Consider the following 22842-nt stretch of genomic DNA (forward strand, 5'->3'; position numbering starts at 1 on the left):
ATGGCTAAAAATGATCCATACGCAGCATTAAGAATAAGGGAGTTTAACATCTTTTTATTATTAAGATTTGCTTTAGTTTTTGGCTGGTCGATGCAATTTATTGTAATTGAATGGGAAGTCTACACATTAACAAAAGATCCTTTGTATTTGGGATTAATAGGACTGATGGAAATTATTCCAGCATTTTCTATGGCTTTATTTGCTGGACATATTGTAGACCAAAAAGAAAAACGGAATTTGTTAGCACTTTGCATCGCAGCGTTTTCGTTAATTAGTTTGGGCTTGTTTTTATTGACTTGGGACAAAATTGTTGCCAACTGGGAGACCAGCAGTATTTTATATTGCATTTATGCTTTGGTCTTTTTTGGTGGCTTTTTACGTTCGTTTTTTGGACCGACTATTTTTTCGTTAATAGCCTTATTGGTGCCTAAAAAGATTTATCCTAATGCAGCGACTTGGAGTAGTAGTACTTGGAAAGCAGCAACCGTTTTAGGAGCCTTATTTGGTGGTTTTTTTATTGGTTGGATTGGTGTGGCTAGTACATTGTGTATTGTATTTGTTTTAGTGGCATTGGCTTTTGTAATTACATTCCAGATACAGAAGAAGCCTATTTTAAATCCTAAGATTGGCGAGTCTGTAAAGGACAGCCTAAAAGTTGGACTTAAATTTGTGTTTAATAATAAAGCTATTTTAGGCGCATTATCTTTAGATATGATTGCAGTTTTATTTGGTGGTGCAGTTGCTTTATTGTCTGTGTTTGCACAGGATATATTACATGTTGGACCTAATGGTTTTGGTATACTTAATGCGTCTGTATCCATTGGTAGTATATTAACCATGTTTATTACAACCTATCTGCCAGTAAATAAAAATGCAGGTAAAAAATTATTGATTTCTATATTTGGTTTTGGAATTTGTATTATCATTTTTGGAATGTCAGAACTGTTTTGGCTTAGCGTTGCAGCTTTATTCTTCTCTGGTGTGACGGATGGTGTATCTATGGTAATACGTCAAACCATTTTACAATTAAAAACACCTGATCACATGCGTGGTCGTGTAGCCTCTGTAAATAGTATGTTTGTGGGATCGTCTAATGAGCTTGGTGCTTTTGAAAGTGGTATTGCTGCCAAGTACTTAGGTGGAGCTGCTAGAGCTGTAATTTTTGGAGGTGTTATGACACTTTTGACAGTAGTTGCTATTGGTGCAAAAAATAAAACCTTAAGAAACTTAGATTTAACTAAGGATATTGAGGACCATGAAAAGGAGGATTAATACTCCTTTAGCTCCATATTTTTGCCATCAAAAACACCATAGGTAAAGTACTGTATCCAATCGCCTAGATTAACGTATTTAGAGTTGTTGCCTAAGTCTATGTTTAATGGTAAATGTCTGTGTCCAAAGACAAAGTAATCACGATGTTTAGTTTCTAATTTGCGTTTGCAGTATTGCACTAGCCACTCTTTATCGTTTCCTAAAAATTTAGCATCATCGTCACCAGAAATCATTTTGTTTTTAACAGACATGTATTGTCCTAAGCGTAAAGCAAAATCTGGGTGTAATAAACGTTGGAATAACCATTTAGCAACAGGATTGGTAAACACTTTTTTCATGCGTTTATACCCTTTGTCTTCTGGTCCTAAACCATCTCCATGTCCTATAAAAAAGGTCTTATTGTTAAAGGTAAATTCTTTTGGTTTGTGGTAAACGGGAATGTTTAATTCTTCTTCAAAATAGCCATCCATCCATAAATCATGGTTACCTACAAAGTAATAGATTGGGATTCCGGAGTCACTAATTTCAGCAAGTTTACCTAGTGTTCTGGTAAATCCTTTTGGTATTACACGTTTGTATTCCATCCAAAAATCAAACATATCTCCTAATAAGAAAATAGCTGCTGCATCTTCTTTTACCATGTCTAACCATGCGACAAACTTTTTTTCGCGAGGTAAGGATAGCTCTTTTGTTGGTGCGCCTAAATGATTGTCTGAGGCGAAATATATTTTTTTCCTTTTGGAATTTGCATGTGGTAAAGATAACTATTTCTTGATAATGCCTATCGTTAGCAGGTGTGTGCGTTAGCGATTGATACGGTATCCTTTTTTGTGCGCGCTTATGCGCAAAAAAGATATAGTGGAAAGCGCGACCCTTGTGGTAACGCCCAAATTATTTATTGGTTATCGCTGGCGTACCATTGTGCGTAACTGGTTGCGGTTTCGGATAGTTTTAAAGAGTGCAGTTTGATGTTGTTTGGTAGTCGGTCTTGTATTTTTTGTGCAAAATCGATGACCATCATTTCGCTGGTTGGTTGGTAATCTACCAATAATACATTGTGTCCTCTGTCTTGAAGCTCTTTGGCTAAATCGACATGTGGTGTATTTTTGTTAAATACGGTTGCGTGATCAAAGACGTCTACAATGTCTTCTTTTACTATTTTTTTTAGATCTGTAAAGTCTATTACCATTCCAAATTTTACATTGTTGCTATCAGAAATTGGTGTACCTATTACTGTTACATCTAGTTTGTAACTGTGTCCATGGACGTTTTTACACTTTCCGTCATAACCATAAAGTGCGTGTCCAGTCTCAAAAGTAAATTGTTTTGTAATACGAATATTGCTCATTAACCTAAGTTTTATTGCGCAAAGATATTGAATTTGTAAAAGCGAAAGGTTATTAGGTTACATTTGCGCACTTTTTTAAATATAAAACAGGTTATGAATCAGATTTTTGAAGCTTTAGATTTTATTGAAAATCCATTGTATGAGCAAATTATAGAGGATATTGCAAAGCAAAAATTTACGATTATTGATAATTTTTTTTCTGAAGAAGAAGTTGTTGCTTTAAGAGAATCTATACTTGATAAGTATGAGGAGGATGCTTTTAAAAAGGCTGCTATTGGTAATAAATTTGATGAAGTAATAGTTAAATCTATTAGAGGTGACGTGATTTTATGGATTGAGGAAGCTAGAGCTAATGCAGCGGAATCTTTATTTTTTAATAAGATTAATGATTTGGTTGGTTATTTAAATAAAACGTGTTTTTTGGGAATTTTACATAAAGAGTTTCATTATGCGATTTATCCAAAGTCAACGTTTTATAAACGTCATTTAGATACCTTTAAAAATGATGATAGACGTAAGCTGTCTTTTGTATGCTACTTAAATCATGAAGATTGGCAACCAGAAAATGGTGGCGAATTGGTATTGTATTTAGACGATAATGGTAATGAGGTAGAGAAAGTGGTATATCCTTTTCCTGGTCGTGTGGTAATATTTGAAAGTCAAATTTTAGAGCACGAAGTTAAACCAGTAAATACTAAAAGATTAAGCATTACTGGTTGGCTTAAAACGCGTTAATTAGCGTCTTCTGTTGCGCATTTTATTATAGAAATAAGCTATAATTACAAATAATGCTAGTAATGGAAAAATTAAATTGCTCATAATTTTAAGACTCTTTGTTACGATTTTTATTATATCTGTACAGCAAATAAGCTAGTACTACTAAGATAAAAAGTGGCAAATACGATCCAATTAAAATACCGATTTGATAATTATCATCTGGAGCATTTTTGATTTTGTCTTCAATATTGACTTGTAGTAAGCTTAATAACATACGATTTTATTATGTTGTAAAGTTAGTTGTTTTGTGTAAGAGGCAAAAATTGTTTTCTAAATTTTATAATTAATGGAAAACCACGCGCTATAATCCACAAAGTAAAGGCTATAAATATACCATGTAGTTTTAAATTGTAGTAATCTGCAATAAAAAGGACTGGTAAAAAAACAAAAAAAGTGGATAGTAATAGTAAGTTACGTAGGTCTTTCATTTTTCCTAAACCTTTAAACATACCATCAAATATAAAGGCTAAAGCACATAAGGGTTGCATGGCTAGTACCATCCAAAAAACACTATAAAAGGTTTTTAAAACTTCGGGTTCCTTGGTAAAAAGTCTGCCTATTGGATAGTAAAATACAGCTCCAATTAGTGCTACTAGGCTACCTAAGTAAATCCCATATTTTATTAGTTTTTTACTTAATTCTAATAGTTCTTTATAGTTTTTTTGACCATATAGTTTGCCAGACAAAATGTTTCCTGCGCTGGCATAACCGTCTATTATAAAGGCTCCTAAAAACCAAAGATTAATTGCAATTGTATAAGCTGCAATATAGTTTTTGCCATAGCCTGTGGCATATTTTGTTGCAAAATATAACGTGATATTTAAGGCTAGTGTACGTACAAACAAGTTTAATATCATGATAGCAAAATTGCTGATTTGTTTGTTTAATGGGAATTTAACCCGAAGCGGAATATTAGTTTTGGTTAATAGTAAATAGCCAGATAGGATTGCCATTATTATTTGTGCTATTATACTTGCATACGCAGCACCTTTTATATGCATAGGTTGTATAAATCCATTAATACCATAGACTAGCATAAAGTCTAAAATTACATTTAAAAAGGCTCCAATAATTGCAATTACCATGGGATAGTAAGTGTTTTGTAATCCTCTAAAGGTGCCAAAAACTGCAATAACAAATAAAGTAAATGGAAAACCAAATACTCTAATTTTATAATACTCTATACTATAATCCAAAATCAGTCCTGAGGCATTATAAAGTTTAAATATCTGCGATGTAAATGGATATGTTGTTGCTATTATAACTAAGCTTAACGAGGTAATTAATAAAATAGCTTGAGCAGGTAAGTCTTTAACTTGGTCTAACTTATTAGCGCCAACATGTTGTGATATTATAGAAGAAATAGCGCTTCTAGTTTGTCCTAATATCCAAATTAACATGGATAAAAATGTGGTAACTATACCAATTGCAGCTAAGGACTCGGTTGGGTTAAGCTGTACATTTCCAACAACAGCAGCATCTGTTAAAGACAAAATAGGTTCTGAAATACCTGCTATAAGTGCAGGAATGGCTAGTTTATTTATATGTCTTAAGCTTATGGAAGTATTCAAAATTTGTATTCAAAATGATTTTGTAAAGGTCGTAAAAGATTATCGAAGTTTTTGTAAAGAAAAATCTGTATTTTTGATTTCTAAACACTCTTTATATGAAATCTATTTTAGTTCCTGTTGGGTCATCAAAAAACGCACAAAGTCATTTACAATATGCAGTAGATTTTGCTGAAGCTTTTGGTGCAAAATTATATGTTGTTCAAGTATATAATGTTTATACCAAATCAGGAACGATGATTAAGGTGGATCATATTTTAGAAAGAGAAAGTTTAGATTTTTTAAATAAGCACGTTGCTTCGGTTAATAAAAAAAATGTTGAGGTTATTGTAAAAACCTTTAAAGGAAAATTAGTAGACACGTTAGAGTTAGTTTCTAAATCGTTAGACATTGATTTAATTATTTTAGAGCCTAGAACAAATTCTATTAAAGATGAAGTTTATTTAGGTAAGACCTCTGGTAAAATCATTAAGCAAACTAATATTCCTGCACTTATTGTTCCTGAAGGTTATGTTTATAAACCAATAAATTCAATACTATTTGCATTAAAATCTGCAGTCATTAACAAAGTTGATGCTTTGTATCCTTTAATAAGTTTAAAAAATCATTTTAATGCTAAGTTAAATTTACTGCTAGTAAAAACACCTTTTCACTCTCAAAGCGATTTTGTTATAGCAGAGGATTTAAAAGAACATTTATCATCTACAAAAGAATCTGAAAACGCTACTACGTTTCAAGGTGTCTTAGAGCATTATAAAGAATTTAATCCTGATATCCTTTGTGTTGTGCGTCGTAAAAGAGGATTTTTCACTAAAATGTGGGAAAAAAATAGCATCCTTAAAAAGGATTTTTATGTGACTACATTTCCGGTTTTAGTGTTAAGCGGACTAAAATAAGTTACTCGTGATTTGTACTTTTATCGGTAAAATCATTTGATTTAACTAATATAATAGCTGTTTGTCGTAAAGTCACTATTTGGTAAAACTCGACTTTGCCTTATTGCGTAAGTTTATAAAACTAACCAAATAATGAAACACTTATACCTGCTAATCTGTTTTATAAACTTTTCTGTATTTGCACAAAATACAACCTACAACCCAATCACTAGTTCTGGAGATTTATATGAATATAGTCAATATGCATCGGTTGGGAATAAAGATTTAAGTATACAAGATATACTTTTAGAAAAAAATCTTGAATATCAAGATTTAAGCTCTGATAATCAAAGTTTAGGATTTACTTCTCAAAATTATTGGGTAAAATTTAAATTAGAAAACACGTCTAATGATAAAGCGACCTATTATTTAGAAACTGCAAGACCTGTAACAGATAAAGCTAATATGTTTATTGTTACACAAGACAGTATACAAACGTTTAAAAGTGGTGATCAAATTCCTTTTGAAACCAGACAGGTGGCACACAGATCTACTGTATTTAAGCTAGTTTTATTACCTAACACTGTTCAGGATGTTTATATGGAGTTTGGCAGTGATGGAGAAACAATCAACTTACCACTTAACCTATTTACAGAGTCTGAGTTTTGGATCATGAATTATAAGCAACAATTGTTTTTGGGCTTATTTTATGGTCTTTTATTTTTGGCTGGGATTATATACTTGTTTTTTTATACTAGTTTAAAAGAAAAAACATTTTTGTATTATGGCTGTTATGTGTTTTCAATAGCCTTATTGCAAGGTGCTTTGGATGGTTTTATTTTTGAATTTTTACTAACCAATGGTGGTTATTTAAATAGTAAAGCGGTTTTAATAGCAGCATTATTTTCTAATTTTTTTCTATTAAAATATTGTGAGTATTTTTTAAAAGTTTCGCAATATTTAAGCAGTTTTAAGATTGTATATAATGTTATATATGTCGTATTGGGTGTTTTATTTGTCATGGTATTTATTTCACCAAAAACAATGGAGTTTGTTTACCCATTATCTAATTTAAATGGCTTGCTAAGCCTTATTTTGCTCTTAGCCACCATTTTTACAATGCGTTATAAAAAACTACGTGTCGATTTTTATTTTTCTATTGGAATTTTCTTTTTGATAATTGGTTTATTAGGCTTTGTAATGAATAATTTAAGTCTATTGCCTAATAATTTTTTTACTTTAAATAGCTCTAAATTTGGATCAGGAATGGAGGTTATTTTCTTGTCTTTATCTATGACTAACTTGCTTAAAAAATTAAGAGAAGATAAGGAAGAGTCGCAAGAATTAGCGTTAAATAGGTCTCAGGAAATAAGTCAATTAAAGACTTTTTTTATGTCCAATATGAGTCATGAATTAAGAACACCTATTAATGCAATTATGGGTATTGCACAAACCGAATTGAAAAATAATGGCAATTCTGAAAGTAATAAAAATTACGAAATTATTAAAAATGCATCACTTAGTTTACTAAGTAATGTTAATGATATTTTAGATTTTGAGAAGATTGAAAAAAATGAATTAAAATTGGTCAACGAGGTATTTAATCCTTTTAATGCAGTTACTGAAATTAGTAATAATTGGAAGCTTGAAGCACAGCGTAAAGGCTTAAATTATCATTTTGAAATAGATGCAGATATACCAGATTTTATTGAAAGTGATTTAGAGCGTTTTGTGCAAATTATAAATAATGTTTTAAGTAACGCTGTTAAGTTTACAGCAGAAGGTAGTATTGGTTTTAAATTAAAATGTTTTCCGCAACCTAATGATGTTAATCGGTTTTCACTTCAAGTCTCAGATTCTGGCGTTGGTATGACACCAGAAACCAAGAAAAACATTTTTGACAGTTTTAATCAAATGAGGAACAACCACAAAAGAAAATTTGGTGGTATCGGTTTAGGATTAACTATAGTCAACCGTTTAGTAGATTTATTTGATGGAGAAATAACGGTAGAGAGTCAGTTAGATAAAGGTACTGTTGTGTATATAGATTTACCTTTAAAAGTTGTCAAAATAGCGACCCTTAGCGATCAAAAAGCAAACCCAAGCACACGTCATGCTGCTCCTTTAAATGTTTTAGTTGTAGAGGATAATATGCTAAACCAAATGGTTATTAAAAAACTACTTAGTACAGATAACAAGTTTACAATGGTTATTGCTAACAATGGTGAAGAGGCTTTAAAACTATTAACAAACGCTAGTTTTGACGTAATTTTGATGGATTTACAAATGCCTGTTATGGATGGTTACGAGGCTACGCAACATATTAGAAGTGGTATTTGTGGACCCAAAACACAATCAATACCAATTATAGCAGTAACCGCAGATGTTATGCAGGAAACTAAACAACGTGTCTTAAACATTGGTATGAATGATTACATGACAAAACCGATTAATAAAGAGCTTTTGTTTAAAAAAATAGAGCGTTGTATTTATGATGATACTAATTTAAAAATTGCTTAATTTATAAAAGCTATGCTTTTTTTAGTGACAACTTCTAATGCTTCTGGTAGATAATTTTCAGACCAAGGATGTTTAGCATTAAATACATGATTGGTTTCTGGTAGTGCAATTAAGGTGTTTTTAGGGCTCCAAAGTTTTAGTGATTTTGCTTCTTCAAAGCTTACCGAAGGATCTTTAGTACCATGAATTATTAAATGAGGAACAGTTAATCGTTTACAGCAATTTTCTATATCCAATCGGTCTTTATTATTTATATAATCTAAGTAAAACTGAAAATTATGAGGCATATTTTGTTTTGTCCGACTGTTTAAAACGTATTTAACACCATCTTGTTTCCATTGTTCTAAATCTCCTGTTGTGGAGGTGCGTTTGCCAAAAGAACAAACACTAGCCCAAGTTATTAACTTTGTAATTCTGTGGTCTTCGCTTGCTTTAATTATTGAAATTCCACCACCTCTAGAATGTCCAATTAAAGTGATATTATTAGTGTCAATATTATTTTTGTATATACTTTGGTCTGACGTAAAATGATTTAGTATATCGTCTAAATCTTGTAGTTCTTTAGTGTAGTTGTTTTCCGCGAAAGCGTCTAAATCCGGAAAATCTATAGGTTGATTTACAGTTCCTCCATTATGCGAAAAGTTGAATTTTACAAAAAATAAATCTTGTTTAGCAAAGTTATTTGCTACTAAATCCCACGTTCCCCAATCTTTAAAACCCTTATAGCCATGACAAAAAATCACTAAAGGTTTTTGCTTTTTGTTATCATTATAAAACGTATCATAAACAATTGGTTTTTGATTAATACGTGTTAATATTTGATTTTTTATCTTCATTTATAGCTCTTTTTCTATAAAATCTTGATCTGTATTAAAGATTTCTATGATTAAATTTTTAAGCTGAATTTCAAATTCATTTAAAGTGTCCTGCGTGATTAATGTATCCTTGTTCCTGTCGTGACTGCTTTCTTTTTTTATGAAGGGAATAAAACCTGCACTTAAATTTTTAAACGAAATAATACCTGCTTCTACAGGTAAATTTATTTTTTTATCCTTTAAAAGCATATAGACATACATCAAAACCTGAAAAGATTTGCTATACTTAGTATAGTCCGTTAATAAGTCATCCCAATTAATAACTGACACTTTACTTTGGTCTACTTTTCCTGTTTTGTAATCTATTATTCTAACAACACCATTACATTGGTCTATTCTATCAACTGTACCTCTTAATTGTATTGTAAAAGGTAAGGTGTCTATATTTATTTTTACGTTTTCGACCTTAGCTTCTAATGCAATAATTTTTATGGAATCTCCTTTTTTTAAAGCTTCAATTTCTAAGTTTAAAAAATTTAAAACATAGCGTTTAGCAATTTCAAAAACAATAAGGTTTTTACCTTTTGTCATATCACCTTCCTTGTATTCTTCTTTAAAAAACGAGGTGATAAGAGTATCTATTTTTGGTATTAAAGATTTTACGTTGTCAACAGTTATTGTTTGTCCAATAAAAGGTGTGTAAAGGCTTTCAAGTGTATTGTGTACAACGGTTCCTAGTGTATTGGCAGCAATGGTTTCTTCTACTTCTTCTAGGTTAGAAATACCTAGTAACTTTTGATAGTAAAAGTCAATTGGGTTTCTAACATAACTGGTTAATGATGAAGGAGAAAATCCTCTGTTAGCAATATTTTTTAATTGCGAAATAACACTTTCGGTTTTACTAACTGTTATTAGTTGCTTATTATGGTTAGGTACTTTTGGCGTTAGTATTTTATGAGTGACCTGATGTGTACCTTCTAATTCTAATTGATTGATAAATCTACTTTTTTCTCCTCCAATTAGCGTATCAATTTCTGTGTTATATAATATATAAACATTTTTTGCTCGTTGTAATAAGTGATAAAAGTGATAGGTGTATACTGCGTCTTTTTCTTTATAAGTTGGTAGTTTGTTTTCTAATTTTACATCAAATGGAATAAAGGAGTTATTCGTTTTTCCTGAAGGTAAAATACCTTCATTAACATTAGATATAATTATAGTTTCAAAATCTAAAACTCTAGATTCTAACATTCCCATGATTTGTAAACCTTGTAAAGGTTCTCCTTGAAAATCTAGTGTTTCAGAGCTTAGTAACTCTTTATAAATACTATATAAACCTTTTATATCTTTTATGTGGTTGTAGTTTTCATTTAATCGTAAAATCTCATTAAATAAGATATTAAATCTGTATAGATATTCTAATCCTAATTGATTTTTATCTTTATTTTCTGTGAGATGTTCTTTAATTATATTAATCAGTTTAAAACAGTTGTTTAGAGCTGTTTTAGCGTCGTTATTCCAATTGCTAAACAATAGTGACACTAACGCTTTATTGTCTTGAGCTAAGGCTGATATTTGAGCTTCTGTTAGATAGACTAAATTGTTTTTATTGATAAGCTCGATAACATTAATAGCGTTATCGTTTTTAAATAATGGTTGTATGTATTGATGAGAAATTATACTTATAACATCTTTGTAATAAAATGGATTAGCATGCTTTTTATGTAAAGTGAAAATATGTTCAAATAAAGAAGCTAATGGGATGGTTTTTAAAGGAAATCCCATGGTTATATTTAACGTCGAAACGGATTTTGGTACGGAATTTAATACGGGAATTAATAAGTTTTCGTCACCTAAAACTACAGCTGTATTTTTTAAACTGGCATCTTTTTTACTTAAATCCTGTAGTATTGTACCTATGGCTTTTGCTTGACCTATATTTTTAGGTACACCAAAAATATTAATGTTTTTTTTAGTTGAGTAATGGTCGTTGATCCAGTTAAAATCATGATCCTTAAAATAGCTCCATTTGTTTTTGTGTTGTCTTAAAAACAATCCAGCATCATGAATTTTGTTATTCATAAATTGCTTGTCAGTGTCCCAATAAATGGTTGCTAATTTATTATGTAGTAGTTGTTGTATTATTTTTTCTTCTGCTTCATTTAAGGCATTAAACCCTAAAAACACATGGTGTTTATCTGTGCTTGATATGTATGCATTACTGTTGTTAAAGGCTTCTCTATAAAGCAAGCCTTGATAACCTTTATTTTTAGAAATTAAAGATGTAGTAAAGGCGTTATAATAATCGTTTAACTTATTCCAGAATTTTAAATAGCTACTGACCAGTTTAGTTTGATCTTCTTGTAGTGACCAATGTTCTAGGTTTTTAATAGCTTTTAGGTAGTCAAATATTTTTTTCTGCGGAATTAGATAACGATCAATCTCATTAAAATCTTGAAGTATAATTTGTGCCCATTTTGAAAAGGTATCAAACGACTCTCTTTCCTTTTCTGGAGTTAGTGTAATATATACGTTATAGAATTCAAAAAGCAACTCTGTATTTGTTGTCGTTTTTAAATCTGATAATTCTTCTACAAAGGATTCTATACTAATAATCTTTGGAGCGAAAATAGTCTGATTTAAAGTTAAGCTTAACGTGCGTCTTAAAAAAACACCTGCTCTTCTGCTGGGTAATATAAAGACAAGTTCGCTAAAGTTTACTTCCTTAGTTACTAAATCGTCAATTACATCTTGTATAAAACTTGTCATTATATAAAAATAAAAAACGCTTCGGAATACCGAAGCGTTTTTCTATAAAACTTATTAGTGTTTGGTTATAACTTATTTTCTAAGTTTAACTTCTACACGTCTGTTGTTAAATCTTCCAGCTTTTGTTTTGTTGCTGTCAATTGGATAGTCTTCACCAAATCCGTAAGCGTTTAATCTTTCAGAGTTAATTCCGTTTTCGATTAAGTAAGCCATTACAGCGTTAGCTCTAGAGTCAGATAATGTTTGGTTAGAAGTTTTGCTTCCAACGCTATCTGTGTGACCTTCAATTGTAAAGTTAGCGTCTGGGTATTCTTTTAAGATTGCAGTAATAGACTGTAATACAGAGAAAGTTTCTTTTCTGAAGCTAGATTTTCCAGTGTCAAATAAGATAGTTTTAGCATAGCTATTTAATTTATCTAATACAACTTGAGTTGGTATAACAGCTTCTGGACAACCATTGTTAGCTACTGTTCCTACTTCTTTAGGACAGTTATCATCTTTGTCTAATACACCGTCACCATCAGTATCTGGCCAAGGACATCCTCCGTTTGCAGCAGGACCTGCTTCGTTTGGACATTTATCTTTAGCATCAGCAACACCATCACCATCAGCATCTGGACAACCTTTTAAAGATTTTAATCCTTTAACTTGTGGACAATCATCGTTATTATCAGATACTCCGTCACCATCAGAATCTGGACATCCGTTAAACTCAGCTAAACCAGCTTCGTTTGGACAAGTATCTTTAGAATCTTCGATTCCATCACCATCAGAATCTGGACAACCGTTAAATGCTTCTAATCCAAAAGTATCAGGACAAGCATCATCTTTGTCATATATTCCGTCACCATCAGTGTCAGTTCCACCAAATTTAACTGCTAAACCAGCTGAATGTTGGAAATGCTTAGTTAAATAATCTTCAAATGAGTGCTTGTATTTAGACTCAACAAATAAACCAATATTATCAGAAAACCAGTAAGTTAATCCTAAAGAAGCATTAACTGTTCCTGCTCCAACTGCGTTGTTAGAACCTGCTTTTGTAGAGTAAGTGTTATAAGCACCTTCTTCAATCCAAGTGTAACCACCTCCAACTCCAATAGCTGGATCTAATCTTTTTGAACCTAATACTTCACCTAAGTGGTATCTTACGTTACCATCAAGAGCGTAGTATGCTAAATCATTAACACGTAAACTAGGGTTAGTACTATCTTGTCCCCATTTGTTAATTCTGTTTATAGAACCTCCAGCTTGGATAGAGAAGTTATCACCAACATACTTAGATACAGAAATTGTAGATAAAGATGGTAAAATACTCCAGTGATCGTTAGCGTTAAAGAATTCTTGGAAATAATCTCCTTGTGGAGCGTTTTCACCTACAGGAAAAACATCTACTGCGTTTACACCGAAGTTAATAGCCCATGGGTTGTTTTGGTCTTGTGCCATAACGTTACCTAAACTAGAAAGTAGTAACATTGTGAACAATAATCTGCTAAGATTTTTCATATTCAAAAATTTAATTTTTAAGTGTTAATTAAAAGCAAAAATAAGTTGTTATATATTATTAACAAAGACAAATATATAAAAATATTGATTATTTGTTGCTTTTATATCAGTATTATAGATTGTTTCTAAATAATTTCCAATACTTTACCAACTTTAATAAAAGCACTTACAGCTTTCTCTAGTTGTTCCTTAGTATGCGCTGCAGATAACTGCACTCTAATTCTAGCTTTGTCTTTTGGTACTACTGGGAAGAAAAATCCTATTACATAGATACCTTCTTTTAATAACATATTTGCCATGGTTTGAGATAGTTTAGCATCGTACAACATTACTGGTACAATTGCTGAGTCACCATCAATAATATCAAATCCTGCAGCTTTCATTTCTTTTTTGAAAAATTTGGTATTTTCTTCTAGTTTATTACGTAATGAGTTGTCATTGGCTAACATATCAAACACTTTTATTGAAGCACCTACAATAGCTGGTGCTAATGAGTTTGAAAATAAATAAGGTCTTGAGCGTTGACGTAATAGCTCTATAATTTCTTTTTTACCAGTAGTGTAGCCACCCATTGCGCCTCCAAGTGCTTTACCTAAAGTTCCTGTTATGATATCTACTCTGTCCATAACGCCTTTTTCTTCTAGAGTACCACGTCCAGTTTCTCCAATAAATCCAGCCGAGTGACACTCGTCTATCATTACCATAGCGTCATATTTATCTGCTAAGTCACATATTTTATCTAAAGGTGCTACTAATCCATCCATAGAGAATACACCATCAGTCACAATTATTTTAAAACGTGCGCCATTTGCGTTAGCATCAATAAGTTGCTTTTCTAAATCAGCCATGTCGTTGTTTTGGTAACGGTAGCGCGCAGCTTTACATAATCTTACACCATCAATAATTGAGGCGTGATTTAACGAGTCTGATATAATCGCATCTTCTTTACCTAATAAAGGTTCAAATACACCACCATTTGCATCAAAAGCTGCTGCATATAATATGGTGTCTTCTGTACCATAAAATTCTGCTATTTTGTGTTCCAAAGTCTTATGTATGTCTTGTGTACCACAAATAAATCTAACAGATGACATACCAAAACCATGCGTATCCATTGTGTCTTGTGCTGCTTTAATAACTTCTGGGTGAGAGGATAATCCTAAATAGTTATTTGCACAAAAATTTAAAACAGTTTCGCCTGTGTTTAAAGTTATTTCGGCACCTTGAGCAGATGTTATAATACGTTCTTCTTTAAAAAGACCGTTGTCTTTAATGTCTTGTATTTCGTTTTGTAAGTGTTCTTTTATTTTACTGTACATAATTGTATTTTTTTACAAATTTAATAATGTTATCGCGTTAATTGCTTAGTTAAATCTATTCTTTAATTTAATACGTTACTATTTTGATTGTATCGTTTACATAGATTAATATTTTTTTCTTTACCATATAGTTCATTTCCTTTAAAGTGTCAGAATATTCCTCTAGTTGTTGTTGGTACTTAGGATTAGATAATCCTGTTTTGTAATCTATAATAATAGCTTCGTTATCTTTTATTGCTAGTCGGTCTGGTCTAATTATTTTGCCTGATTTTGTAATAATATCTCTTTCGTTATATATGGTATAATTATCAGTAAAATAAGGATTTAACTCTGGTGTATTAATAATGTTAGTAATTGTATTGTTTAAAATTAATGCTTGTTCCTTATTAATAGTTCCTGTTTGAGTATAGGTTAAAATAACAGGCTCAACATCTACTATCGTGTTTATTTCTGACATTATATCGTGTATCAGGTTTCCTTTTTCAATTGCGTTTTCTTGTTCTGTATCCCATAGATAACCTGATTTAGTAATAATTTTAATATCATGATCTTGTTTAGCAACGCTAATAAACAATTCTGTTTCTTGGGTGTTTTCTAACTTGTCTTCTTGTTGCGATTCGCGATTAGCTTTTCCAAAGGTATACTCTAATTGTGAGTCACTCCATAGACCCTTGTCTATTAAGTAATTTGTTAGTAATCCAGAATACGTATTATGTGTCACTATTCCTTTTACTGATTTTTCTTTTTTAGATATAATATAGAGTTGCTCTATAGGTCTAGTTAATGCTACATATAATAGGTTAATATTGTCTAATTCTTGTTCTGCTCTATGTTGATTGTAAATGGTTTCGCCAGTTGTACCATATTCCTCAAAATCTTTATTAAAATTGAGTAGCGTTTTAGAAAAACCGCTAAATTGTTCTTGGTCTAACGGAAACCATTCTTTGGGTTCCACTTCTTTATAAATATCTAAATGTGCATACGGAAAGATAACCACCGGAAACTCTAATCCTTTAGATTTATGGATTGTCATTATCTGAACCGCATTTTGATTGCTAGGAGAGACAATATTTAAACTGTCCTTTTTAGATTCGTAATAATCTACAAAACTTGGTAAATCGGATATTTGCTTTTGAGAAAACTCTAAAACGATGTCTAAAAAGTACTGTATATAGGCATTTGACGTTTCCGTCATTTTAAAACTTCTGACAATATCTTCAGTTAAATCAAATAAGGATAATTCTACTAATTCGGTTGGATTACAATGTATTGAGAATTGCTCAAAACCTTTAAAAAACTCGGGAAGTGGCAACTCCAAATTGGTTTTAAAATAAGCATGTTTATCTTGTATTGCATTAGTATTTGCTAAATAATCTAACACTTTAATTCTAACCTCTAAGTGATTTGGGTTTATTAGTAGTTTAAATATATTAATAATTAGTTTAACCTCTTCAGAGTTGTTTATCAACATGGTTTCGGAAGAGGTGATTCTAACTCCTTTTTCGCTTAAAAATTCGGCAATAGCCACACCTTCTTTTTTCTTTCTTACTAATATGCAAATATCTTTAAGGTTGTATCCGTTTGTTAAGCATTGGTTTATGGTGTCAAAAACTGTTTCTGGAAACAACTCGTTAATATCGTCTTCTTTTTGTAAATCTAAAAACTGAATATTAACAAAGCCTTCTTGATTTAACACCGGAATTTGATTTGCTTTTTTATACAAATCAGAATAGTCGTTACTACTAAAACTAGTGTTAGCCAAAAACTCAAAAAACGTATTATTAAACGTAATAACCTTTTTAAAACTTCTGTAATTATACTCTAACCTAACAACTTCTTTGTCAATAGGAAACGGGTTGTCGATTTTTGTCAGTCCTAAAAATTGTTCTGCTTTTCCACCTCGCCATCTATAAATAGCCTGTTTAGCATCACCTACCAACATGGCTGTACCTTGCTCACCTTTTAAGTTTTGTCCTGTTAGTGTGTTTTCTATTAAAGGCACTAAGTTTTCCCATTGCATTTGTGACGTATCCTGAAACTCGTCAATAAAATAATGTCTAAACTTTTCGCCTAAACGCTCATAAATAAAAGGCGTTGGTTGGTTTTTAATTTCTTTACTGATAAGCGTATTAAACTCGGAAATCAATAATTTGTTTTCGTCTTCCTTAATCGTAGTTAACTCTTTGTTTATAGCATTTAAAACGGATAAAGGCGTTACATTTTTGTACACAGCTTTTATAAATTTTAAGCTAATAACATTGTCTTTAATTAAATGGTATGCTTTATCTATCTGTGGTAAAAGTTGATCAATTAATTGCGCTTTCGCGGAATCTAAAGTCTTTGTGTAAACGTTACCTTCAGCAATATTATCGGCTAATTTATTATCATATAATTTGTAAAATTCAAAATTAGAAACTTTTACAAAATGGTTATATAACGTTCCTCTAGAAAAACTTTTGGCATCCAGACCATTGGTTTTAAAAACCTCTAATAATTGGTTGGCTGTTTGCTTAATTAATGTTTCTTGATGGTTTATTTTTTTAATTAATTGCGCTTTTAAGGATTTAAAATCCTCTAGCGTTTTATGTTTAATACTGTCTAAATGTGGTAAGTCGTTGTCGTTAATTAATAGTTTGGCAATACTATTAAAATCTCTAGAAACGTCCCAACTTTTATCATCATCAGCTTTTTCTAAAGCAAAATCAATTAAAACTTTAGTAAGTGCCACATCAGTTCCTGCTTTAGCTACAAGACTATCCACTGCTTGATTAAGTAGCGATGGTGTATCAAGCTCGACCTCAAAATTTATCGGAATTTTTAAATCATGCGCAAAAGTCCTAATTAATCTATGGTTAAAACCATCTATGGTAGAAATGTCAAAAGCAGCATAATTATGCATTATGGTGTTTAATAAAGCAATTGATTTTAAATGGACATCAATAGGTTTAAGGTCTAACTCAGTAGTGATAGCCTCAAACATTCCGTTTGGTTTAGTAATAATTTCTGGATCAGAAAACGATTTTAATGTGTCTAAAATTCTAATTTTCATCTCGCCTACAGCCTTATTTGTAAAGGTTATGGCTAATATTTGTTTAAAACCGTCATTATGTTTTCTGGTAAACAATAGTTTTAAATACTCCTTAACTAAAGCAAAGGTTTTTCCGCTACCAGCAGAGGCGTCATAAACTTTAAAAGGTGTTTTTGTAGACATTGTAATTTTAAATTTTAGACAAGATAATAACAATATTATGGTTCCTAAATTTATTTTAAAACATTCTTTGATAATTAAATGGCGATGTTAAAATATTATTAAATACATTTAATCCATTGCTTAAATATTTTCAATTGAAGGCTTTAATGTTTAATTTTGATTATATTGAATATTAACACTTAAAAACATACAATTATGGCTTTTGAATTACCAAAATTAAAATATGCGTATGATGCATTAGAACCAAATATCGATGCACGTACAATGGAAATACATCACACAAAGCACCACAATGGTTACACAACTAAACTAAATGGAGCTATTGAAGGAACTGACTTAGAAGGAAAATCTATTGAAGATATTCTTACTAATTTAGATATGAATAATATGGCTGTTAGAAATAATGGAGGAGGTTTTTATAACCACTCATTATTTTGGGAAGTTATGAATCCAGAAGGTAAAGGACGTTTATCTGGAGAATTAAAAGATGCTATTGAGGCAGCTTATGGGAGTTTTGAGGCTTTTAAAGATGCTTTTAGTAATGCAGCAGCAACTCAATTTGGATCAGGTTGGGCTTGGTTATGTGTGCATAAAGGAGGTAAGGTTGAAGTGTGTTCTACACCAAACCAAGATAACCCATTAATGCCAGGAGTAACTTGCGAAGGAACACCAATCTTAGGATTAGACGTTTGGGAGCATGCTTACTATTTAAACTACCAAAACAGAAGACCAGATTATATCGATGCATTTTTTAATGTTATCAACTGGAACGAAGTAGAAAGACGTTATGCAGAAGCTAAATAAGCTTTAAAACGTTATAATATTAAAAAAGCAGATTCATATTTGAATCTGCTTTTTTTATGCTGTAAACTGTGTGTTTTTTAAAATTTTGGCAAATAAAAAAGGAGAACGAGAGTTCTCCTTTTTTGCCCCAAATCTACCATGAACTTAACCTACTTATGTTATGGTAAGCTCAAATATAACGACATTTAATTTGATATATTATAAAATATAGTTAAAACGTAAAAATATTCGCTTAAATGAGTGTGTCGTGAGAAAATTTGTACTTCTTATAATTAGTAAGCGCGTTCTTTATTTCCTTCGTAAAAATTAATAAAAGCTCTGTTAACTACTCGGTTACCACCAACTGTTGGATAGTTTCCTGTAAAATACCAATCTCCTAAATGATCAGGTATTGCTTTATGCAAATTAGCAACTGGCTGAAAAATGATTTCAACTTCAGCATTAACCGACTCATCAGTTAAAAGTTGAGAGATCTTAGCCGAAATTTGTTCTGTTGTAAATTGGTCATAAATTTCGTTTACAAAATTCTTAACATCTTTATCTGCTAAGTCTTCTTGTGCTTTACATCTGTGATATACTTCTTCTACTAAGTCGTATTTTCCGTTTTCTTTAAGTAGCGCTAATGCAGCATTAAAAGCTACCAAGGTTTCTAGATTAGCCATGTCAATACCATAACAATCAGGAAAACGTATTTGTGGTGCAGACGATACGATAACAATCTTTTTAGGATGTAATCGGTCCATCATTTTAATAATACTCTTTTTTAAGGTTGTACCACGTACAATACTATCGTCTATAATTACAAGATTATCCGTAGGTTTTATAACACCATAGGTTACATCGTAAACGTGAGCAACTAAGTCGTCACGACTACTATCTTCTGTAATAAAGGTTCTAAGTTTAACATCTTTTATTGCTATTTTTTCTATACGTGGTCTTTCTTTTAAAATAGATGTTACCTGATCTGCAGATAATTGTCCATTTCCATCTAAAATTGCTTTGGTTTTTTTCTCATTTAAATGCTCCTCGACGGTTTCAATCATTCCATAAAATGAAGTTTCAGCAGTATTAGGAATATAAGAGAAAACACTATTTTTTGTATCATTATTAATAGCCTTTAAAACTTGTGGCATTAATAAACGTCCAAGCATTTTACGCTCTTGATAGATTTCGGCATCACTTCCTCTAGAAAAGTAAATGCGCTCAAAACTACAAGATTTACGCTCTAAGGGTTCTAATATTTTTTTTATAGAAACTGCACCAGATTTTTTAGAGATTAAAGCATGACCTGGTGTTAGCTCTTTAACATCATCAAACTCGACATTAAAAACAGTTTGTATCACAGGACGTTCTGAAGCAACAACAACTATCTCGTCATCTGTATAATAATATACAGGACGTATACCTGCTGGATCACGAAGTACAAAAGCATCTCCATGTCCAATTAAACCAGCCATAGCATAGCCACCATCCCAATTTTTAGCAGCACGTCTTAATATTTTTGCGATTTTTAACCGTTCGGCAATTAAAGGAGAACATTCATGTTTACCGTAACCTTCTTTTTTTAGGTCTTTATAGATTTTGCTTACTGCATCATCTAAAAAGTGACCTATTTTTTCCATTATAGTAATGGTGTCTGTATATTCTTTTGGATGTTGTCCAAGGTCTACTAGATTTTTAAACAGCTCTTTAACATTAGTCATATTAAAGTTACCTGCCAAAATCAGGTTACGATGCATCCAGTTATTTTGTCTTAAAAAAGGATGAACACTTTCCACACTGTTTTTACCAAACGTACCATAACGTACGTGTCCTAATAGTAGCTCACCTATATAAGGTATGTGTTTTTTTTGAAGCGCAACGCTATCTTGGTATTCCGGATGTTGTGCTAACTCTTTATTTACACGGTCGTTAATTTGTGCAAAAATATCCTGAATAGGTTGTTGTGCTATGGAGCGTACACGACTAATGTAACGTTCTCCGGGAAGCGTGTCCATTTTAATACTTGCAAAACCAGCACCATCTTGACCACGATTGTGTTGCTTTTCCATCATTAAGTACATTTTATTTACACCATAAAAAGCACTTCCATATTTTTCTTTATAAAATTCTAAAGGTTTACGTAATCTTATCAGTGCAATTCCGCACTCATGTTTTAAAGCATCACTCATTGTTGTTGTGTTGTGAGTTGTTTATTAAAAAGATAAAAATAAAAAACGCGCTCATAATTACGAGCGCGTTTTTTTATTTTAATTCGATATCGAAATGTGTTAATTTTTTAAATTCTTTTAGTCGATTGTTGACCTCGTCTTTTTTAAGGTCAATCATGCGCTCAGTTCCAAATTTTTCGACACAAAAAGAGGCTAAAGTAGATCCGTAGATTACAGCGTTTTTCATGTTTTCAAAACTAATGTCTCCTGTACTTGCTAAATAACCAGCAAATCCACCAGCAAAAGTGTCTCCTGCTCCAGTTGGATCAAATACTTCTTCCAATGGTAAAGCAGGTGCATAAAACATATGGTCATCATGGAACAATAAAGCACCATGCTCTCCTTTTTTGATAACTACATATTTTGGTCCCATTTCATGAATCTTTCTAGCAGCAACAACTAAACTGTATTCTCCAGTTAATTGTCTTGCTTCTTCATCATTAATAGTAATTACATCTACATTTTTAATCACTGCAAGTAAATCGTCTAATGCGATGTCCATCCAGAAATTCATAGTATCTAAAATAGCTAATTTTGGCTTTTTAGTCATTTGATCTAAAACACCTTGTTGTACTAAAGGGTGTAAATTACCTAACATTACAATCTCTGCATCACGATAATTTTGTGGTACTACAGGATTAAAATGCTCTAATACGTTTAATTCAGTTGCTAAAGTATCACGAGAGTTCATGTCGTTGTGATATTTTCCACTCCAAAAAAACGTTTTACCGTCTTTTACAATCTCGATACCTTCAATATTTACTTTTCTATCTGTTAAAAGATCTAAATATTCCTGAGGAAAATCTCCTCCAACAACAGATACTGCTGCTTGATCTACATCAAAATTTGCTGCAGATAACCCTATATAGGTTGCTGCTCCACCAAGAATTTTATCGGTTTTACCAAAAGGAGTTTCTATTGCGTCAAATGCTACTGTACCTACTATTACTAACTTGCTCATAAAAGCTATTTAAATTAAAGTGCAAATATAGGTTTTTTAGTCGCATTTTTTTAATTTCCTTTCGGAATAAAATGAAGTCTGTAACATTAGTTTTATAATTCTTAACAATTCACTTATATTAAAGAACACTTCACTAATCTTTATTTTTTTTGAGGCTGTAAATCATGGATGTTTGCTTTAAATTAAAACAAATTAAAAAGGCTTTGGTGTATGCGTTGGTTTGAACTTTAGTTATTACTTCCTCCCAAAATCCGCAGGTATTTCTCCCCAAGCTTTAGTTTCCCATTTAACAATAGTAGTTTTATAATCGTTTGCTTTTAACCAGGCTACAGCACGATCCACCAAATCATAAACAGGTTTATTTTTAGCGTTACGCTCAAGCTTACTATTACAGGTTTTTTTGCGTACCCAACTCATAGCTGTTTTAGAGTCTGTATATATAATACGGTCGCTATTATGTTTTTTTAAAAAACTTAAACCATGTACTAAAGCCAAAAACTCGCCTAGATTGTTTGTGCCTTGCTCAAATGGTCCTTGTTTAAATAATTGTTTCTTGGTTTTGGTATCTACGCCTCTATATTCCATTATACCTGGATTACCAGAAGAGGCTGCATCCACAGAGATAGAATTATAATTTGGACGTCCAATTTTTTTAAGCTGTTCATGGCTTAACTCACTTTTAAAATCTTCTTTTTTTCCAATATAGTCAAAGTAGTTGCCTTTCAAGGCTTCTTTGGCAGCATCAAAAGTAGCAAAGGATTTATATTGCGCACCTGGATAGTCTTTAATTTGTGCTTTACAATCATTCCAAGTTTCAAAAACGCCTTTATGGTGTCCTTGCCAAACGGTATAATATTTTTTCTTCTTTTTACTCATTTTAGTATTTCCGT

At 31.6% G+C, this 22842-nt stretch carries 16 protein-coding genes and 1 pseudogene; 5 read left to right on the forward strand and 12 right to left on the reverse strand.

What is annotated here, in order from left to right:
- Positions 1–1272 (forward strand): MFS transporter, encoded by a 1272-nt coding sequence (locus AC0L3M_RS12750; RefSeq protein ID WP_473431007.1) that lies wholly within the window; start codon positions 1–3, stop codon positions 1270–1272.
- Here AC0L3M_RS12750 and AC0L3M_RS12755 read toward each other — a convergent pair.
- Positions 1269–2023 (reverse strand): annotated as a pseudogene (locus AC0L3M_RS12755) (UDP-2,3-diacylglucosamine diphosphatase). The gene AC0L3M_RS12750 and the pseudogene AC0L3M_RS12755 overlap by 4 nt on opposite strands.
- A gap of 144 nt (positions 2024–2167) precedes the next feature.
- Positions 2168–2620 (reverse strand): 6-pyruvoyl trahydropterin synthase family protein, encoded by a 453-nt coding sequence (locus tag AC0L3M_RS12760; protein WP_473431008.1) that lies wholly within the window; start codon positions 2618–2620, stop codon positions 2168–2170.
- Between the two features lie 93 nt (positions 2621–2713).
- Between AC0L3M_RS12760 and AC0L3M_RS12765 the strand changes: the two genes are divergently transcribed.
- A complete protein-coding gene (locus AC0L3M_RS12765) occupies positions 2714–3355 on the forward strand; it encodes a 2OG-Fe(II) oxygenase (RefSeq protein WP_473431009.1) in 642 nt (213 codons plus the stop codon).
- Between the two features lie 88 nt (positions 3356–3443).
- Here AC0L3M_RS12765 and AC0L3M_RS12770 read toward each other — a convergent pair whose 3' ends face one another.
- Together AC0L3M_RS12770 and AC0L3M_RS12775 are read right to left on the reverse strand one after the other, a co-directional pair.
- Positions 3444–3611 carry a hypothetical protein gene (locus tag AC0L3M_RS12770; protein WP_191099432.1) on the reverse strand — a complete coding sequence of 56 codons (168 nt, stop codon included), beginning with the start codon at positions 3609–3611 and terminating at the stop codon, positions 3444–3446.
- A 22-nt stretch (positions 3612–3633) separates the two neighbouring features.
- Positions 3634–4968 (reverse strand): MATE family efflux transporter, encoded by a 1335-nt coding sequence (locus tag AC0L3M_RS12775; RefSeq protein WP_473431010.1) that lies wholly within the window; start codon positions 4966–4968, stop codon positions 3634–3636.
- A gap of 95 nt (positions 4969–5063) precedes the next feature.
- Here AC0L3M_RS12775 and AC0L3M_RS12780 point away from each other — a divergent pair, with 95 nt between their 5' ends.
- A complete protein-coding gene (locus AC0L3M_RS12780; protein ID WP_292948405.1) occupies positions 5064–5861 on the forward strand; it encodes a universal stress protein in 798 nt (265 codons plus the stop codon).
- 132 nt (positions 5862–5993) lie between these two features.
- Positions 5994–8360, forward strand: coding sequence for a hybrid sensor histidine kinase/response regulator (locus AC0L3M_RS12785; protein WP_473431011.1), 2367 nt, complete (start codon positions 5994–5996; stop codon positions 8358–8360).
- On the opposite strand, the gene AC0L3M_RS12790 is transcribed toward AC0L3M_RS12785, so the two are convergent.
- The 5 genes from AC0L3M_RS12790 to AC0L3M_RS12810 all read right to left on the reverse strand — a co-directional run bounded on the left by AC0L3M_RS12790 (position 8357) and on the right by AC0L3M_RS12810 (position 17977).
- Positions 8357–9196 carry an alpha/beta hydrolase family protein gene (locus tag AC0L3M_RS12790; RefSeq protein ID WP_473431012.1) on the reverse strand — a complete coding sequence of 280 codons (840 nt, stop codon included), beginning with the start codon at positions 9194–9196 and terminating at the stop codon, positions 8357–8359. The genes AC0L3M_RS12785 and AC0L3M_RS12790 overlap by 4 nt on opposite strands.
- Positions 9197–11944, reverse strand: coding sequence for a PD-(D/E)XK nuclease family protein (locus tag AC0L3M_RS12795; RefSeq protein ID WP_473431013.1), 2748 nt, complete (start codon positions 11942–11944; stop codon positions 9197–9199). It lies immediately after the preceding gene.
- A gap of 72 nt (positions 11945–12016) precedes the next feature.
- Positions 12017–13447 (reverse strand): OmpA family protein, encoded by a 1431-nt coding sequence (locus AC0L3M_RS12800; protein WP_292948413.1) that lies wholly within the window; start codon positions 13445–13447, stop codon positions 12017–12019.
- 125 nt (positions 13448–13572) lie between these two features.
- Entirely contained in the window at positions 13573–14766 is a 1194-nt protein-coding gene (gene kbl, locus AC0L3M_RS12805) for a glycine C-acetyltransferase (protein WP_145005328.1), read from the reverse strand.
- Positions 14767–14833: 67 nt separating this feature from the next.
- On the reverse strand, positions 14834–17977 hold the full coding sequence (locus tag AC0L3M_RS12810) for a UvrD-helicase domain-containing protein (RefSeq protein ID WP_473431014.1): 3144 nt from the start codon (positions 17975–17977) through the stop codon (positions 14834–14836).
- A 195-nt stretch (positions 17978–18172) separates the two neighbouring features.
- Here AC0L3M_RS12810 and AC0L3M_RS12815 point away from each other — a divergent pair, with 195 nt between their 5' ends.
- On the forward strand, positions 18173–18781 hold the full coding sequence (locus AC0L3M_RS12815; protein ID WP_341588642.1) for a superoxide dismutase: 609 nt from the start codon (positions 18173–18175) through the stop codon (positions 18779–18781).
- A 272-nt stretch (positions 18782–19053) separates the two neighbouring features.
- On the opposite strand, the gene AC0L3M_RS12820 is transcribed toward AC0L3M_RS12815, so the two are convergent.
- The 3 genes from AC0L3M_RS12820 to AC0L3M_RS12830 all read right to left on the reverse strand — a co-directional run bounded on the left by AC0L3M_RS12820 (position 19054) and on the right by AC0L3M_RS12830 (position 22828).
- Positions 19054–20952 (reverse strand): amidophosphoribosyltransferase, encoded by a 1899-nt coding sequence (locus tag AC0L3M_RS12820; RefSeq protein ID WP_473431015.1) that lies wholly within the window; start codon positions 20950–20952, stop codon positions 19054–19056.
- Between the two features lie 73 nt (positions 20953–21025).
- A complete protein-coding gene (locus AC0L3M_RS12825) occupies positions 21026–21952 on the reverse strand; it encodes a PfkB family carbohydrate kinase (protein ID WP_145005340.1) in 927 nt (308 codons plus the stop codon).
- A 234-nt stretch (positions 21953–22186) separates the two neighbouring features.
- Positions 22187–22828, reverse strand: a complete 642-nt coding sequence (locus tag AC0L3M_RS12830) for a ribonuclease H1 domain-containing protein (protein ID WP_145005343.1) — start codon at positions 22826–22828, stop codon at positions 22187–22189.
- Positions 22829–22842: the final 14 nt, after the last annotated feature.

The organism is Olleya sp. KJ81-1, assembly GCF_055808135.1.